General features: G+C 58.1%; 18 protein-coding genes. 10 read left to right on the top strand and 8 right to left on the bottom strand.

The genetic code is table 11. The annotated features are described in order from the left end of the window. The first annotated feature begins 4 nt into the window (after positions 1–4). Positions 5–877: a 4-hydroxy-tetrahydrodipicolinate synthase gene (gene dapA / locus H7848_RS02220; RefSeq protein WP_208347616.1), complete on the top strand. Its 873-nt coding sequence runs from the start codon at positions 5–7 to the stop codon at positions 875–877. 296 nt (positions 878–1,173) lie between these two features. Here the strand turns inward: dapA and H7848_RS02215 are convergent, their stop codons facing one another. Then, positions 1,174–1,332, bottom strand: coding sequence for a hypothetical protein (locus tag H7848_RS02215; RefSeq protein WP_208347615.1), 159 nt, complete (start codon positions 1,330–1,332; stop codon positions 1,174–1,176). Between the two features lie 93 nt (positions 1,333–1,425). Between H7848_RS02215 and H7848_RS02210 the strand changes: the two genes are divergently transcribed. Together H7848_RS02210 and smpB are read left to right on the top strand one after the other, a co-directional pair. After that, positions 1,426–2,313 carry a LysR family transcriptional regulator gene (locus H7848_RS02210; protein ID WP_208347613.1) on the top strand — a complete coding sequence of 296 codons (888 nt, stop codon included), beginning with the start codon at positions 1,426–1,428 and terminating at the stop codon, positions 2,311–2,313. Between the two features lie 43 nt (positions 2,314–2,356). Next, the gene (gene smpB, locus H7848_RS02205) at positions 2,357–2,833 is read left to right on the top strand and encodes an SsrA-binding protein SmpB (protein WP_208347611.1); all 477 of its coding nucleotides are present in this window, start codon (positions 2,357–2,359) and stop codon (positions 2,831–2,833) included. 78 nt (positions 2,834–2,911) lie between these two features. Here smpB and H7848_RS02200 read toward each other — a convergent pair whose 3' ends face one another. Beyond that, positions 2,912–3,673: a pyridoxine 5'-phosphate synthase gene (locus H7848_RS02200; RefSeq protein ID WP_208347609.1), complete on the bottom strand. Its 762-nt coding sequence runs from the start codon at positions 3,671–3,673 to the stop codon at positions 2,912–2,914. Positions 3,674–3,844: 171 nt separating this feature from the next. Between H7848_RS02200 and H7848_RS02195 the strand changes: the two genes are divergently transcribed. The 6 genes from H7848_RS02195 to H7848_RS02170 all read left to right on the top strand — a co-directional run bounded on the left by H7848_RS02195 (position 3,845) and on the right by H7848_RS02170 (position 8,652). After that, positions 3,845–4,885: a methyltransferase domain-containing protein gene (locus tag H7848_RS02195; protein WP_208347608.1), complete on the top strand. Its 1,041-nt coding sequence runs from the start codon at positions 3,845–3,847 to the stop codon at positions 4,883–4,885. 61 nt (positions 4,886–4,946) lie between these two features. Then, positions 4,947–6,035 (top strand): ABC transporter ATP-binding protein, encoded by a 1,089-nt coding sequence (locus H7848_RS02190; RefSeq protein WP_208347607.1) that lies wholly within the window; start codon positions 4,947–4,949, stop codon positions 6,033–6,035. 213 nt (positions 6,036–6,248) lie between these two features. Then, entirely contained in the window at positions 6,249–6,485 is a 237-nt protein-coding gene (gene tatA / locus H7848_RS02185) for a twin-arginine translocase TatA/TatE family subunit (RefSeq protein WP_419555486.1), read from the top strand. 15 nt (positions 6,486–6,500) lie between these two features. Beyond that, a complete protein-coding gene (gene tatB / locus H7848_RS02180; RefSeq protein WP_208347606.1) occupies positions 6,501–6,956 on the top strand; it encodes a Sec-independent protein translocase protein TatB in 456 nt (151 codons plus the stop codon). Beyond that, a complete protein-coding gene (tatC, locus tag H7848_RS02175; protein ID WP_208347605.1) occupies positions 6,953–7,816 on the top strand; it encodes a twin-arginine translocase subunit TatC in 864 nt (287 codons plus the stop codon). The genes tatB and tatC overlap by 4 nt, the downstream gene beginning before the upstream one ends. After that, positions 7,813–8,652 (top strand): ATP-binding protein, encoded by an 840-nt coding sequence (locus tag H7848_RS02170; protein WP_208347604.1) that lies wholly within the window; start codon positions 7,813–7,815, stop codon positions 8,650–8,652. Before tatC ends, H7848_RS02170 begins: the two co-directional genes overlap by 4 nt. A gap of 37 nt (positions 8,653–8,689) precedes the next feature. On the opposite strand, the gene H7848_RS02165 is transcribed toward H7848_RS02170, so the two are convergent. From H7848_RS02165 to H7848_RS02145, 5 genes are read right to left on the bottom strand one after another with little or no spacing between them, the layout of a single operon-like run. Beyond that, positions 8,690–9,265 (bottom strand): hypothetical protein, encoded by a 576-nt coding sequence (locus tag H7848_RS02165; protein WP_208347603.1) that lies wholly within the window; start codon positions 9,263–9,265, stop codon positions 8,690–8,692. Between the two features lie 57 nt (positions 9,266–9,322). Next, on the bottom strand, positions 9,323–10,342 hold the full coding sequence (locus H7848_RS02160) for a polysaccharide pyruvyl transferase family protein (protein WP_336512054.1): 1,020 nt from the start codon (positions 10,340–10,342) through the stop codon (positions 9,323–9,325). Then, complete coding sequence (locus tag H7848_RS02155; RefSeq protein WP_208347601.1) at positions 10,228–11,727, bottom strand: lipopolysaccharide biosynthesis protein; 1,500 nt, start codon at positions 11,725–11,727, stop codon at positions 10,228–10,230. The genes H7848_RS02160 and H7848_RS02155 overlap by 115 nt, the downstream gene beginning before the upstream one ends. Before the next feature lie 43 nt (positions 11,728–11,770). Next, positions 11,771–12,991 (bottom strand): polysaccharide biosynthesis/export family protein, encoded by a 1,221-nt coding sequence (locus H7848_RS02150; protein WP_208347600.1) that lies wholly within the window; start codon positions 12,989–12,991, stop codon positions 11,771–11,773. Between the two features lie 20 nt (positions 12,992–13,011). Further along, positions 13,012–13,725, bottom strand: coding sequence for a sugar transferase (locus H7848_RS02145; protein WP_272874371.1), 714 nt, complete (start codon positions 13,723–13,725; stop codon positions 13,012–13,014). A gap of 323 nt (positions 13,726–14,048) precedes the next feature. On the opposite strand from H7848_RS02145, the gene H7848_RS02140 reads away from it, so the two are divergent. Further along, positions 14,049–14,831 carry a metallophosphoesterase family protein gene (locus H7848_RS02140; RefSeq protein WP_208347599.1) on the top strand — a complete coding sequence of 261 codons (783 nt, stop codon included), beginning with the start codon at positions 14,049–14,051 and terminating at the stop codon, positions 14,829–14,831. On the opposite strand, the gene H7848_RS02135 is transcribed toward H7848_RS02140, so the two are convergent. Continuing rightward, positions 14,823–15,704 (bottom strand): hypothetical protein, encoded by an 882-nt coding sequence (locus tag H7848_RS02135; RefSeq protein WP_208347598.1) that lies wholly within the window; start codon positions 15,702–15,704, stop codon positions 14,823–14,825. The two genes, H7848_RS02140 and H7848_RS02135, sit on opposite strands and share 9 nt — an antisense overlap. Positions 15,705–15,722 lie beyond the last annotated feature (18 nt).

Below are 15,722 nucleotides of genomic sequence, written 5' to 3'. Positions count from 1 at the left end.
TGCCATGATCAAAGGGTCCCTACCCGCCCTCGTCACGCCGTTCGCGGACGGCCAGCTGGATCTGGATACGCTGAAAAAGCTGGTCGAATGGCATATCAACCAGGGCAGCCATGGTATTGTGCCCGTGGGTACGACCGGCGAAAGCCCAACGCTAAGCCACGCGGAACATGACACAGTGGTCGAAACCGTTGTGAAGGCTGCGGATGGCCGTATTCCCGTCGTTGCTGGTGCGGGGTCGAATAATACGATTGAAACCGTTCGGCTGGTCAACCAGGCCAAAGCCGTGGGCGCCGATGCCGCCCTGGTGGTGACGCCCTATTATAACAAGCCAACCCAACGCGGGCTGATCGAACATTATCTGGCGGCGGCCGATTGTGGGTTGCCGATCATCATTTATAACATCCCCGGCCGGTCGGTTGTGGATATGTCGCCTGAAACGATGGGCAAGCTGGCGGAACACCCGATGATCGTGGGTGTTAAGGACGCCACGGGCGATATCACGCGGGTCAGCTATCAGCGCCAGACCTGCGGTAAGGATTTTGTTCAGGTGTCGGGCGAGGATGCCTCGGCCCTTGGGTTCAATGCCCATGGGGGCGTTGGGTGCATTTCGGTCACGGCCAACGTGGCCCCGCGGTTGTGCGCCGAGTTTCAAGAGGCGACGCTGGACGGCGATTATGCGAAAGCGCTGGACTATCAGGACCGTCTGATGCCGTTGCACCATGCGATTTTCCTGGAACCGGGTCTGGTGGGTGCGAAATACGGGCTGTCTTTGCTGGGCCTTTGCCGCGAAGACGTCCGCAGCCCGCTGACGCGTCTGACCGATGGCACGAAGCTGGTGATCAAGGATGCGATGATCCATGCAGGGTTGATCAACTGATTAAGGTCGAGTTGGAATGGACAAGGAAGGTATCGAAATCACAAGTCGTAAAACACTTGGCTCGGCATGAAGCAACTCAGTAACATATCCATGAAGACGCTTAAACATCATGCGTTATTGAGAAACAAATGGGTTCGTTTCGTACTCAAGTTGCTCCTAGTAATTCCACTAATATACCTAGTGAATATCGCTCTTGACCCTATACTTGCATACTTGATGGACCTAAGCGGTGTTCGCATTAGACAACGATAACTCTGTTCTATGCAAATGGGCCGCCCTCAACGGGCGGCCCGGTTTCACCACATCCCCGTGAACCTGTTCCAACGGCGCAGAAATTCGGCGTCGGCTTGACGGTCGGCTTCCCTCCGGCGGCGGCGTTCGTCGTAGTCCAGTGTCAGGTCAGGGCGTTTGCTGCGTGTGGCGGTCATCAGGGCGTCTGCGATAACGGTTAACATCATGCTCTCCTTTTTCATATCCGATGATCTGAAAGTAGCAGGCGCTGCTGTGATAACCGAGTCACGAATAATATTGATCTGTAAGTTGAACTAATGTTTAATCAATCCATGAGCATCGATTGGCGCATTGTACCATCACTTTCCGCCCTGCGTGCCTTTGAAGCCGCTGCGCGACTTGAAAGTTTAACTGACGCTGCAAAGGTGCTGAATGTCACCCATGCTGCAATTTCCCAGCACATCCGCACGCTTGAGGCTGATCTGGAAACCAGCCTGATGAACCGGCAGGGTCGCAAAATGGAACTGACCGATGACGGGCGACGTCTGGCGGCGGCCCTGGCCACTGGTTTCGGCCATATCGGGGATGAGATCGCGACGATGAAAGCCGATCGCGCTGCGGCCCCGCTGCGGGTGTCGGTCACGGCCTCTTTCACAGAATACTGGTTGATGCCGCGTCTGGGCAGCTTCTGGGCAAAACACCCGCAGATCGAATTGTCACTGACGCCCTCGGCCGAGATGGTTGATCTGCGCCGCGATGGCTTTGACCTTGCGCTGCGGTTCGGGCGGGGGCACTGGCCCGAGTGTGACGTGGAAAAACTGGTGCCCGCCAATTTCGTCATGGTCGGCACGCCCAAGGTCGTGGCGACCCGCAACCCAGACGGCAGCTGGCCCGAAAAGACGCAGTGGTTCATCGACAATCTGGGCAAGGAATACAAAAGCTGGGAAAAGGCGCGGCGGCTGATGTTTGAGCAACATCAGGTGACGCTGTACGACACGAACCAGATGGTGCTGTCGGCGGTCCGGGCGGGCTATGGCCTGTCAATTCAGCCCCGCGCCATTCTGGAACCCGATCTGGCAGCGGGCAAACTGATCGCGGTTGAAGAACAGGATGATCCTGAGCTGAACTACTACATCGTCACCCGAAAGGGCCCCAAGTCGAAAAATCTGCAGACCTTTATCAGGTGGCTGCGGGAATGCGTGTAATGGCCCTTGGATTGCGGGGCGATTGGGCCTATATCGCGGCGTCATGGCCAAGGTGAAGACAGACCCAAACTATAAGGTGATCGCCGAAAACCGCCGCGCGCGGTACGATTACGCGATCGAGGATGATATCGAAGTCGGCATCATTCTGATGGGGTCCGAGGTGAAATCCCTGCGCGGGGGTCAGGCGAATATTGCCGAAAGCTATGTGGCGGTTGAGGATGGAGAGCTGTGGCTGACCAACAGCTACATCCCGCTTTATGCGCAGGCCAAGACATTCGGGCATGAGGAACGGCGCAAGCGCAAGTTGCTGGCCTCACGGCGTGAGGTCGCACGGCTTTGGCAGGCGACATCCCGGCAGGGCATGACCATCGTGCCGCTGGTGATGTATTTCAATCACAAAGGCCTGGTGAAGCTAAAGATCGGCGTGGCGAAGGGTAAGAAAAACGTCGACAAACGCGCGACCGAGGCCAAACGGGATTGGGGCCGCCAGAAGCAGCGGCTATTAAGACACGGCGAATAACTCGCCTTTATTGTTCCCCAAATACTCTCGCCGAAGGCTGCATTGCGCCAGCAATGCATCATGGCGGGATAGAACCTTTCACGCCACCTGATCAGCCCGCGCGTCGTCCACCAACGCGCGCATTTTGCGGATGGCGGGGTCGAGGCCCAGAAAGATCGCCTCACCAATTAGGAAATGGCCGATGTTCAGCTCCATCACCTGGGGTATCGCAGCAACTGGCTTGACCGTTTCATAGTTCAGACCATGGCCCGCGTGCACCTCAAGCCCCAGATCATCGGCAAAACCGGCCATGTCCACCAGCGCGGCCAGTTCGCGGTCGCGGTCGTCAAACCGCCCCTCGGCATGGGCATCGCAATAGGACCCGGTGTGCAGTTCGATCACCTGCGCGCCGATCCGGTGCGCGGCTTCGATCTGACGCCGGTCGGCGGCGATAAAGATCGACACGCGGCACCCGGCATCGCGCAGGGGTGCAATGAAATGCGCCAGTTTGTTTTCCTCACGCGCGACTTCCAGCCCGCCTTCGGTCGTGCGTTCTTCGCGCCGTTCGGGCACGATGCAAACCGCGTGGGGTTTGTGACGCAGGGCAATCTGCTGCATCTCATCCGTCGCGGCCATCTCGAAATTCAGCGGCACCGACAGCACGTCCATCAGCCCTTCGATATCCGCGTCCGAGATATGGCGGCGGTCTTCGCGCAGATGCGCCGTGATCCCATCTGCGCCCGCCTGTTCGGCCAGCTTTGCCGCGCGCAACGGGTCCGGATAATCGCCGCCCCGTGCATTCCGCACGGTCGCGACATGGTCGATGTTCACACCCAGTCTCAGCTTGCCACGCTCTGCCATATCCGGCCCTCCTGTCCTGCCGCAGACCCTACCTTTCGCGGCCCTTACGTCAACCACTTCCTGCCCCCATAGATGACAGAATGTCACGTCGGTGTGAGTATGCGATTTGCTGATTGTCAGGGCAGGCTGACATGTTTAGCCAAAACGAAATGGTAATCACGAGGCCCGACGATGAAGCACGAAAATGTTCAGGACTATTACGGCAAGGTCCTGCAATCCAGCGATGATCTGCAGACCAACGCCTGCTGCACCCCGGCCGAGATGCCGCGTTACCTGAAAGACGTGCTGTCAAAGGTTCATGATGAGGTTCTGACGCGCTATTACGGCTGCGGGCTGATCGCGCCCACGGGTCTGAAGGGCGCGCGCATTCTGGATCTGGGCTGTGGCGCGGGGCGTGATGTCTATGCGCTGGCCGCCCTGGTGGGCGAAGAGGGCCACGTCGTGGGTGTCGATATGACCGACGAACAACTGGCCGTCGCCCGGGCGCATCAGGATTATCATGCGGATCGCTTCGGATACGCCAAGCCCAACACCGAATTCCACAAGGGCTATATCGAAACGCTGGATCAGCTGCCGCTGGAACCCGGGTCGTTCGATATCATCGTGTCGAACTGCGTCGTCAATCTGGCCACCGATAAACTGGCCGTGCTGCGCGGGGCCTATAACCTGCTGAAACCGGGGGGCGAGATGTATTTTTCCGATGTCTACGCCGACCGCCGCGTGCCGCAAGCCCTTCGCGAGGATGAGATCCTGTATGGCGAATGCCTGTCCGGTGCGCTTTATTGGGGCGATTTTCAGACGATTGCGCGCAAGGCCGGTTTTCTGGACCCGCGTCTGGTGGAACACCGCCCACTGACCATCGAAAACCCCGTGCTTGAGGAACGCGTGGCCCCGATCCGCTTTACCTCGGCCACGTACCGGCTGTTCAAGCTGCCCACGCTGGAACCTGAATGCGAAGACTACGGTCAGGCCGTGATCTATAAAGGCACCATCGAAAACGCGCCCCACGCCTTTGTGCTGGATGATCACCATGTGATGGAAACCGGCAAGGTCTTCCCCGTCTGCGGGAACACATGGATGATGCTGGCGGACACCCGTTTTGCGGATCATTTCCAGTTTATCGGCGATTTCGATACCCATTATGGCGTCTTCGAAGGCTGTGGGGCCAACGCGCCATTTGACGACGAAGGGTCCGAGGCCCCTTGCTGCTAAACGGCGGGCTTGCTATCTGACGCCGAATTCCGATTAGTTTGATCGGGAATTGGGCAGGACGATGACAGACCGAACGCCGCCGCGGCTGGAAATAAGAAACATAAAACGCGCGTTTGGCGGCAGAAATGTTGTCGATGACGTGTCGCTGGCGATCGAGCCGGGGCAAGTCACCTGTCTGCTGGGGCCGTCGGGCTGCGGCAAATCGACCACCCTGCGCATCATCGCAGGCGTCGAGGTGCAGGATAGCGGCACGATCCACGCGGATGGGGACCTGATCTGCGACACGATTTTCCGCGTGCCGCCCGAAAAGCGCTCTATCGGTCTGATGTTTCAGGATTTTTCCCTGTTCCCGCATCTAAGCGTCGCCGATAATGTGGCCTTTGGCCTGAAGGGCTCGCGCGAAGACAAACGCGCCCGTGTCGCCCAATTGCTGCGCCGGGTCGATCTGGAACGCTATATCGACAGCTATCCGCATCAGCTGTCGGGGGGCGAACAACAACGGGTCGCCTTGGTGCGTGCGCTGGCGCCACGGCCGAAGATCATGCTGATGGATGAACCGTTTTCGGGCCTTGATAACCGCCTGCGGGACGAAATTCGCGACGACACGCTGGCCGTGTTGAAAGAGGAAGGCACCGCCGTTCTGCTGGTCACGCATGAACCCGATGAGGCGATGCGCATGGCCGACGAAATCGCCCTGATGCGCGACGGCAAGATCGTACAACAGGGGGCGCCCTATAACCTTTACAACGCGCCCGTTGATCGTCAGGCCGCCGCTTTTTTCAGCGATATCAATGTGATACGCGGTCAGGTTCGAGGGGCGCTGACGGAAACGGCCTTTGGTCAGTTTCTGGCCCCCGGCGTGCCCGATGGGGCATGGGTTGATATCGTGATCCGGCCCCAGCACATCAAGATCGACTTCGACCGGCAGGGGCGCGGACCCAATCCCACCCCGCAGGACGGCACCCCGGCGCGGGGCCTGGTGGAACGGGCACGGTTCATGGGCAACGAAAGCCTGGTTGAATTCAGGATGGACTTCGACAATTCGCTGCTGCGCACCACTGTGCCGTCGGTCTTTCTGCCCAAACCCGGCACACCACTTTGGCTGATGATCCGGCGTGACAGATGCTTCGTCTTCCCGTCCCGCGCATGAAGTCTGATTGCGTCCTGCGTCGGGAATGCTATCTTGTAAGCCGGGCCTGGTTGACCAAAGGAAATCTGTGGATTGCCCCTGATCACATGCGATCAATCCGCATCAAAAAAGCATCAAACCTGATTTAGCTGCTTTCATCCGGGGCATTCTGGCCTTAAATGAAAGCAAGTTACAAAGTGCGGTGCGCCGCACTGAACACTTCGGAGGATTAATATGGGTATGACCCCGCTGTTTCTGACCAACATCCCGCCGGTGGGCTGGTTGCTGATCGCAGTTGTCGTTCTGGTGCTTTTCGGCCGTGGCAAAATCTCATCCCTGATGGGTGAGGTCGGCAAAGGCATCACGTCGTTCCGCAAGGGCGTCAAGGAAGGCACGCAAGAACTTGAGCAAGCCGATGCAGAGGCTGCCAAAGATGTGACACCGTCGGAAGCCGACAAAGAAAAATCCTGATGCCGGACGTGATGCGTGGGGTGGAGTGAGCTTATCCTGATCGGGATCGTTGCCCTGATCGTTGTCGGTCCCAAGGACCTGCCTGTGATGTTTCATGCCATGGGCAAAATGATGGCCAAGGTCCGGCGTATGGCGCGTGAATTTCAGACCGCGATGTCCGAGGCCGCAGAACAATCCGGTGCCAATGATCTGAAAAAGGAAATGGGCGATCTGACCTCGCCCAGGAACATGGGCATGGACGCCCTGTCCGACGCCGCAGATCGCTTCGATAAGTGGGATCCGACAAAACCAAGCCCGTCTAAGAAACCTGGGGCTGCGAAAAAAACCGGGCCGGCCACTCAGAAACTGGCAGAAGATCGCGCCGCCGCTGCAGCTGCCGCAAAACAGAAGGCTGCCGACATCGCCGAACAGCGCACGACTGCGACAACCGACGCAGCCGCCCCCGCCAAGACCGAGGCTAAATCGGAATGAGCACCGCAGAAGAGGACATCGACGACACCAGCGCGCCGCTGATCGAACATCTGGCCGAACTGCGCACGCGCCTGATCCGGGCGGCCATCGCCTTTGTTATCTGCGTTTTCATCTGTTTTTACGTCTGGAACCCGATCTTTAATTTCCTGACATCCCCCATCTGTAACGCGCTGAACGAACGCGGGCAGGATTGTTCGCTGATCCTGGTCAAGCTGCAGGAAGGCTTCTTTGTCGCCATCCGCATCTCTCTGCTTGGTGGCTTTGCGCTGGCCTTTCCGTTCATCAGTTATCAGCTGTGGCGTTTTGTGGCGCCGGGGCTTTACCGGTCTGAAAAGAATGCGTTTTTGCCGTTTCTCGTAGCCTCGCCTTTCATGTTTTTTCTGGGCGCGTCCTTTGCGTTTTTCATCGTCATTCCGCTGGCGTTTGATTTCTTCCTGAACTTCCAGCAGATCAATGCAACGGGCGATGTTATTGAAAATGCAACTGAAACACCCGCAGACGTGGGCATCACCTTTATGGGGTCGATGGCCGAATACCTGTCGCTGACGATCACCTTTATCATGGCGTTCGGTCTGTGTTTTCAACTGCCCGTGCTGCTGACGCTTTTGGGTAAGGCCGGGTTGGTCAGCGCCAAGGGGCTCGGCTCAGTCCGTAAATATGCCGTTGTGGCGATCCTGATTTTGGCCGGTGTCGTCACGCCCCCCGACATCATCACGCAGGTCATTTTGTTCGTGGCGGTCTATGGGCTTTATGAGATTTCGATCTGGCTGGTCTCGGGCATCGAAAAGCGCCGCAATGAACGGTTGCGCGCCGAGGGGTTGCTGGATGACGAAGAAGACCTGGCCGAGGATCAGATTTGAGCGACCCAGCTGACCGCATTGCAGCGGCCCTGGAACGGATCAGCCCCGCGCCTGCCCCTGCCCCGGATTTTGCCCAGGCTGACGCCTTTGTCTGGCACGTCGACCCCGACCGGTTGGACCCTGTCGCACAGGTCAATCGCGTGGCGCTTGAGCTGCTGGTGGGGATTGATCGGTCGCGGGATACGTTGCTGGAAAACACCCTGCAGTTTGCCCGTGGGCTGCCCGCGAACAACGCCCTGCTTTGGGGCGCGCGGGGCATGGGTAAATCATCGCTGGTCAAGGCCATTCATGCCGAGGTGATCAGGCAGGGCCATCCCCTGAAAATTGTTGAGATTCAACGCGAAGACCTGCCGTCGATCGGGCGGCTACTGAAACTGCTGAGCGGGGCCGATGCGCGGTTTTTGCTGTTCTGCGATGATCTTAGCTTCAGCCACGACGACCAGCATTACAAATCGCTGAAAGCGGTTCTGGACGGCGGGATTGAGGGGCGGCCAGATAATGTCGTTCTTTACGCCACATCAAACCGCCGCCACCTGATGCCCCGCGACATGATCGAAAACGAACGCGGATCGGCCATCAACCCCAGCGAGGCGGTCGAGGAAAAAGTGTCACTGTCAGACCGGTTCGGACTATGGCTGGGTTTTCATGCCTGCGATCAGGACCAGTTCCTGTCGATGATCCGCGGATACTGCGACGCCTATGGCTTGCAGATCGATGACACCACCCTGCGCACCGAGGCCATTGAATGGCAAGCCACCCGAGGCAGCCGGTCGGGCCGCGTGGCGTGGCAGTATTTCACCGATCTGGCTGGGCGCCAGGGGGTGAAACTGGGATAGAGGCCAGTGTATTATCCCTCAGATCATCGCACCTGACCTATTCCATTATCCAGATGCGATCCGACGACCTGGGCAGCGAAAGCTTACGGTTTTGGGAATGCCAATAATGTTTGACTTCGACGCGTCGATAGTAGCCGTCCTCGGTCAGGCTGGCCTGCACAGGCAAAATTCGCAGAAATGGTTTGGAGGTGTCAAGCCAGGCAAAATGTTGGGAATGGCCTTTTACACAAAGCAGCCACGAATTTTCCCACGGGATAAGATCACCGCTGTAAAATGCATTCCCGCCAATGTCTCGATACAGATGCCTGCTGTCTTGAAAGGTGATCGTAAAAAGTGGTGAAGCTTTTGCTCTTTGGCCCAATAGATCGCTCTGCACTGCATAAAAATCGCCATGAAGGTTACCACTGGGGCGTGACATCTGAATATCGTCAGTGCCAGTTTCCGGTCCGACATCAGCGCAGATATTCGATGGTATCTGATCACCATCAGTATGGTATATCATGTCATTAACTTGCTGACCGAAACCACTGCGCGGAAATACTGCGACGCAGGCTACAGCGACCGATACAACGCATGCTTTTGCTATCTGGCAGTTTGGAAAGGGGTTAAACATGTTGCTTTATGCCCAACCCAAAATGCTGCGGCAACCGTCGATAAAATATTTCTGCAGCTACTCCGCCGCGCTGACACCGCCCTGGGTGCGGGATTTCACGAATTGGTCCAGCGCGGCGACGGCGCGGGCGGTGGCGGTTTCGATGACCGCGTCGGCGCTGAGTTGGGGGTCCATCGTCGCCAGCACCTGCAGGCGACGGGCGGCCATGTGCTCAAAGGCCCAGGTGACGGGGCGGGTCGGGGCCGCGTCCAGCACCCGCTTTGACCGCGCGCCCATGCCGTGGTGACCGGTGAAGAATGTCACGGCCTCTCGCATACTCGACGGCCAAAGCATCTTGGGCTGATAGTCGATCTGCAGCGACCGCGCCCAGTCCAGCCATTTGAACCGGTGCGCCTTGTGGATGGGCAGCACACTGACCCAGGGCGTGCGCATGGCGTCGGCGACGATGGCGCCGTGCATCGCCTCGGTCACCACCAGATCGGCACCGCGGATCTGGGCGATGACCTTATGATGCGGTTCGCGGGGGTCCAGAAAGGTCATGCCCGCCAGTTCACACACCTTGGCCCAGTCGCCACGCTGCAGGCTGTCGAAATGCGGCATGAAGGCCACGCCGATATCGGGTTCGGGATCGGGCAAAGGTGTCGCCCGCAACAGGATCGCGGAATCTGAGATGGCCAAAGATGGATCGATGCCCAGAACCTCGGCCGTTTGAGGGCCGCGGACGAACAGGATGTCCCACGTGCCGTCGTGCACATCCGGCGCGTCCTCATACCCGCCATAGCCCGACCCGGCGACGATCTTGCGCGCGTTTGCGGGGTATTTGTCATGAATGATCGACCCGATGCCGATGAACAGCTCGGACGTATCTTCATCCAGAAAGCCTTTGGGCAAAAAATGATCCCAGATGTCGCGGTTCAATTCGTCACCGAAGTTTGGGATGTCATTGTCGAAAAACTGCAGTTTCATGCGGCCCCCCGGGCGTTTTTCAGGATGCGGATCATGTGGCGCAACTTGCCCACGGACAAAGCCGTAATCAAAATAGCGTAAAGCACAATCCCGCCCGCGACCTGCGCGCAAAGACTTGCCCATCCGGGGGTCAGATCAAGCCAACCGGGCAGCAGGTACACGACGACGCCCATGGCCAGGGTGGCCAGAACGGGCGGCAGATAGCTGATCAAATAGCGCAGCGCGCCCGTCTGCAACAGGCGGCAGGTCAGATAGACGGATACAGGCCAGATCAGGACCGTTTTCGCGGCAATACCGATCAGGATGGCATCCAGCCCATAGGTGAATGTCGCCAGGATCACCGCGACATTGCCCAGCTTTTGCACCAGTTGATAGAAAAACCACCACTGCGCCTTGTTCTGGCTTTTGATCAGTGCGGCTTGCGGGATGCTGATGCTGGCCATGATGCCGATCACACAGAAGGCCTGCACGGCAAGAACAGCGGGTGTCCATTGTGCTCCGAACAGCAAAGGCACGGCCTGCGGGGCCACGACCGCCAATCCGGCGAACAGAGGAAAGGCCACGACAGATGACGCATAGCTGGACATCAGGAAGGTCTGGCGCATCTTTTCCGGCTCGGCCTGCATGGATGACAAAACACTGTGCGACACAGAAGACAGCGCGCCCGCAATCAGGTTGTTCAGCAACGCAAATAGCCGTTGTGCAAAATTGAACAGCCCCAGAATGGCAGGACTGACCAGCAGGCCGATCAATAGTTGGTCGATGTTGAACAGGTTCAAAAACCGATCGCCTGTGGTGAAGGTGCCGTATTTCAACAGGTCGCGCAGGGCCGATAGGTGCAGCGTACGCCCCGGCCGCCAGCCCGAGGTCCAGAAGGCCACGACCATCGTGACGAACGACGTCGTGATCTGCGACGCGGCCAGCGCCCACAGGCCAAACCCCGTCAGCAATAGCGCGATGCACACCCCTGCCCCGCACAGGCTGGCAATCGCGGTGCGCATGGCGACCTGGCGGAATTTCATCACGCGCACCAGCAGCATCGTGGGCACGGCGGCCCCCAGATCGAACAGTATTTTCAGGCCCAGAAAGGGCAACAGCGCCTGCAATAGCGGTTCATCGGCCCAACCGGCCAGCCAGCCCGCGAAGATCAGATAAGGGAAAAACAGCAGAACCGCCGCGCCCATGCACAGCCAGAAGACGCTGTCGGTATGACGCGCCTCGATCTGGCTGCGCTGGACCAAAGCCTCGGCAAAGGCGGCGGGGGCCAGCGCCACGGCAAACGACACCATGCTGGTCGCCAGCGCGACGACACCGAAGTCAAAGGGGGTCAGCAGGCGCGAGCTGAGCAAAAACACCAGCGCCGTCACCAGCGTGGGCACGACCGTGTTGATGGCCGACCAGAACACGCCTTTTAACGCCGCAATCGACCGCCCCTTGCGCAGGTGTCCGAAATGACCGTCGTCCGAGGCCGTGGAATTTGGCACAGTGTCCGTCATGCTGCCTGATCTTTCGGGCCGCCCAACGGACGGCATGCGGGGCCTATTGCATCGGCAACAGGGATTTTCTGACCTCTAGCACGTCACCGGGTTTGACCGGCGTCCACCCATCGACGGTCATGCTGGTTTGTTCACCATTTTCAACGCGCGCGATACGGTATTCGATATCGAACATCTCGGCACCGGGCGGGCCGATTTCGGCGATGTTGCCAGCGGCCTGGGCGATAATCGACTGATCGGTGACGATCCGGCGTTCGATCTCTTCAAGGTCGGCATCGATCTTCTGGCTTTCCAGATTGATCTCGGCGTCGCGTTCGACCCGCAGGGCGGCGGCATCCGCCTCGACCTCGGCGATGCCCTGACGGGCGCGCAGCAACTGAGTGCTCAGGTCCAGAATGCGCGAATCCAGTTCGACCATATAGCGTTCGTCGTCGTTCAGACGGCTGCTGGCGGCCAGACCACGTTCGATCAGCTGGCGCGACTGGTCCAGTTCCTGTTGGCCAATCTGACGCTGACGTTCCAGGTTCTGTTCTTTTTCCTCAAGCGCTTCGACCTCGGCCTGCAACAACGTCTTCTGACGCTCCAGCCCCTCAAGATCGCTGTTCAACTGCTTGGTGCGGGTGCGCAGGATCGCCTCTTCCTCGGCCATGATCAGCGCCAGACGATCCGCCGACGACACACCCAGGGGTTCGGGGATCACGTCAGATCCGGTGCGTTCGGCTTCCAGACGGGCGCGCTTGACCAGAAGCCGGTCGCGTTCGGCCTGCAACAGACGCAGACTGCCGGTGGCATTCAAAAGCACACGACTTTCACCAAGGGAATTGCGCGATATATCCTGCGTGCCCCCTGCCAGACTGACCGCCTGTTGCACCGTGAGTGAAGGGATGAAGTCATACTGACCGGGGTTCGACACATCGCCGGTGATGAAAAACGGGCGATATTTCGCGATTTCGACCGACACACTTGGCACATCGGTCAGGGCGTATTTCTGGCGCAACTCGTCAGACAAAAGCTGCGATAGCTCGGCGGTGGTTTTCCCCGCCACAGCCACCTGCCCCAACAGGGGCACCGAAATCGCACCGTCGGGCCCGACCCAGAATTCGCCGGTGGCGGCGGGCCATTCTTCGACCGTGCTTTCCGCGCTGATCCACTGATAGACGCGAATGTTCAACCGGTCATTGACGTCCAGCCGGTAACCGTCTGCCCCCGCCAAACCCGGGGCCAGAACCAGTGCGACCAGATAAATAAGCTTTCTTAGCTGCATTGCCCCACCTGTCTGGCAGATCAATACGACCCGCGTGATCCAAGAACGGCTGGCACAGTCTTCAGGATAATCAGCAGATCGCTGAAAAACGACCAGTTGACCACGTAAAACCGATCCAGCAGAACGCGCCGTTCATAGCTGACGTCATTGCGGCCGCTGATCTGCCACAACCCCGTCAGTCCGGGGCGGCTTTTCAGATAAAACACAGCTGAACGACCATAGCGGTCCAATTCATCCTGCACGACGGGGCGCGGGCCGACGATGCTCATCTCGCCCTTCAGAATGTTGATCAACTGCGGCAGTTCGTCAATCGACAGATCGCGCAGTGTCTTGCCCAGTTTCGTCACCCGTGGATCATTTTTAAGTTTGCGATCGCGTTCCCATTCAACGCGGGCTTCGGGATTTTCGGCCAGATGGCGTTCAAGCGCCTGCTGGCTGTCGCTGACCATGGTGCGAAACTTCCAGCAGCGGAATTCGCGGCCATTGTGACCAACACGGCGATGGCCATAAAGCGCATCGCCTTTACTGGTCAGCTTGACCGCCAAGGCAACGCCCAGCAACAAGGGCGAAAGCAGGATCAGCGCAGACAGCGCCACACATATATCCAGCGCACGTTTAGCGACCCCACCGGTCGGCACGCTGTCGGACAACAGCTTGCGCTGCTGTGCTGCAGTATAGTCTGAGGCGGCCCCGACAGGGCCCATGGCAGGCTCAATATGCTTTAGATGCGACATGCACTCGTCCTCGTTCAACTGACTACTATCGCTTTAACTGTTTCTTGTAACGAAACAAATTCAGGCAGCAAAACACTGCCGGATTTGATGCGTTAATGGATTTTGTAGGCGGTTTTTTGATAATCAAATACATTATAGCACAACTTTTAATCGTCAGATGTCTGACACCACTGGTCCGGAAAAGACGTAAACTGAAAATTAATCCCCTTAAATGCACAACATGCGAATCATTAACGTTGCGTTAACGTATACCGTCTGCATCGTTGACGCAAAAGATTGATTTTGCTTGGAAGCCGAATAGTTTTGCGCAAAAAGGCACAATGATGCGGGCAGCTAAGATCATTCAGAATCTTTTTCCAAAGCGGACCGGCGCCGGGCGGCCCTTTCCGCTCAAGCCCGTCTATATCATCGGTGATGTGCACGGGCGCTACGATCTGTTGCTTGAGCTCTTTGAACAGATCGACCAGGACGTCGCGCGCAATCGTCTGGACAAGATCAGCATTGTCCTGGTGGGCGATTACATCGACCGGGGGCATTTTTCGCGTCAGGTGCTGCGGTTGCTGGAAAAGGCGAACGCCGAGGCACCAGGATCTTTCATCTGCCTGCGGGGCAACCATGAACAGATGCTGCTGGATTTTCTGTCCGATCCGCGCCCCGAAACGGCGCTGTGGTTGCGCTACGGCGGGGATCAGACGCTGGTCAGTTTTGGCATCGGTGTCCCGCCCGACCTTTATGACACCGACAAGTTAAAGGAGGTGGCTCACCAGCTGATCCGGGCCCTGGGCAAACAGATGTGCATCTGGCTGCACAATCTGCCCAGCACCTGGTCCAGCGGTAATCTGGTCTGCGTCCACGCCGCCGCCGATCCCAACATACCGATCGCAGATCAAGAGGACGACGTTTTCCTGTGGGGCCACAACGCCTTTCTGAAAACTCCGCGGCAGGACGACATCTGGGTCGCCCATGGCCACACGGTCTATCAAACGGCCCATATCACGGGCGGTCGTATCGCCGTGGATACCGGCGCCTACAAGACCGGCAAACTCAGCGCAGCAAAGGTTATGCCCGACGGCAAGGTCAGCTTTCTGACGGCGACCTCAGACTAGTTCTGTCGTTTTACCAAGCAGGCTGATGTCATAGCCCATCTGGCTTTCCGTTTCGCGGCACAGCTGCGACACCATGAAATCCAGATCATCGTCGGCCACGTCCGCCGGGGGGCCAACCTTGTTTTCCGTGTTCTCGGATCCGGCGCGGTTCATCTGGCCCACTTTTCGATCGATACCCTGCAAATCACCCGAAACAGCAATGCCAAAGACATCTGACAAAGCCTGCGCGATCTTGTCGGGGTCGGACCGATAAAGTTCATGGGACACGAACAGATAATTGCACGCCCTGTGCCGCAGCCCCAGATACCCCTGCGCCTTTGCCGTGCGCAGCTTGAAGATATTTTCGAACTGTTCACCGGTGATCGGGTGGCGGTCATATTGCAGCGGCACGCCTGCCGCAATGGCCTGGGTCTGTGATGTGGGGTCTGACCGCGCAATCTGGCGGCGCAGTTTCCAGCCGATGCGGGGGCTGTAGTGGTTCCACACGACCGACCGCAGTGCGCGTGGCAGGCGTTCCAGCCGAAACAGGTTCATCGGATCATCGGTCAGCAGGGCGTTATCAATAACCGATTCCCACTCGGCCCGGATGAAATCACTAAAAGACAGACCCTGAAGGCGGGGCGCGGCATGCCACGGCTTGCGGTGCATACTGCGCACCCAGTCCAGCGGGTGCCGGAACGACACCACAGTCAGCAGGTTTCGCGGATAGAACTGTGCCTGTGGAAACCCATGTTTCCACCCCAGATGGGTCGATGGCGCCAGCCTCGTGTTGCGATTGATAAAGGCCGACAAAACATTCGTGCCAGATGATCTTTCCCCCAGAACCTGAAACTGCGTTATCTGATCGGGAAATTCCTTGTGTGTTTCAAACAAAGTCCAACGACCCCATAA

Origin of the sequence: Pseudaestuariivita rosea (genome assembly GCF_017592335.1) — a bacterium.
GTDB lineage: Bacteria > Pseudomonadota > Alphaproteobacteria > Rhodobacterales > Rhodobacteraceae > Parasulfitobacter > Parasulfitobacter rosea.
Note: the sequence above shows the minus strand (reverse complement) of the source record. Positions and strands in the feature narration are given on the sequence as shown.

Coding starts and splice junctions, on each gene's coding strand:
- dapA (WP_208347616.1), top strand. CDS start 5: ATGATCAAAGGGTCCCTACCCGCCCTCGTCACGCCGTTCGCGGACGGC.
- H7848_RS02215 (WP_208347615.1), bottom strand. CDS start 1,332: ATGTTAACCGTTATCGCAGACGCCCTGATGACCGCCACACGCAGCAAA.
- H7848_RS02210 (WP_208347613.1), top strand. CDS start 1,426: ATGTTTAATCAATCCATGAGCATCGATTGGCGCATTGTACCATCACTT.
- smpB (WP_208347611.1), top strand. CDS start 2,357: ATGGCCAAGGTGAAGACAGACCCAAACTATAAGGTGATCGCCGAAAAC.
- H7848_RS02200 (WP_208347609.1), bottom strand. CDS start 3,673: ATGGCAGAGCGTGGCAAGCTGAGACTGGGTGTGAACATCGACCATGTC.
- H7848_RS02195 (WP_208347608.1), top strand. CDS start 3,845: ATGAAGCACGAAAATGTTCAGGACTATTACGGCAAGGTCCTGCAATCC.
- H7848_RS02190 (WP_208347607.1), top strand. CDS start 4,947: ATGACAGACCGAACGCCGCCGCGGCTGGAAATAAGAAACATAAAACGC.
- tatA (WP_419555486.1), top strand. CDS start 6,249: ATGGGTATGACCCCGCTGTTTCTGACCAACATCCCGCCGGTGGGCTGG.
- tatC (WP_208347605.1), top strand. CDS start 6,953: ATGAGCACCGCAGAAGAGGACATCGACGACACCAGCGCGCCGCTGATC.
- H7848_RS02165 (WP_208347603.1), bottom strand. CDS start 9,265: ATGTTTAACCCCTTTCCAAACTGCCAGATAGCAAAAGCATGCGTTGTA.
- H7848_RS02155 (WP_208347601.1), bottom strand. CDS start 11,727: ATGACGGACACTGTGCCAAATTCCACGGCCTCGGACGACGGTCATTTC.
- H7848_RS02150 (WP_208347600.1), bottom strand. CDS start 12,991: ATGCAGCTAAGAAAGCTTATTTATCTGGTCGCACTGGTTCTGGCCCCG.
- H7848_RS02145 (WP_272874371.1), bottom strand. CDS start 13,725: ATGTCGCATCTAAAGCATATTGAGCCTGCCATGGGCCCTGTCGGGGCC.
- H7848_RS02140 (WP_208347599.1), top strand. CDS start 14,049: ATGCGGGCAGCTAAGATCATTCAGAATCTTTTTCCAAAGCGGACCGGC.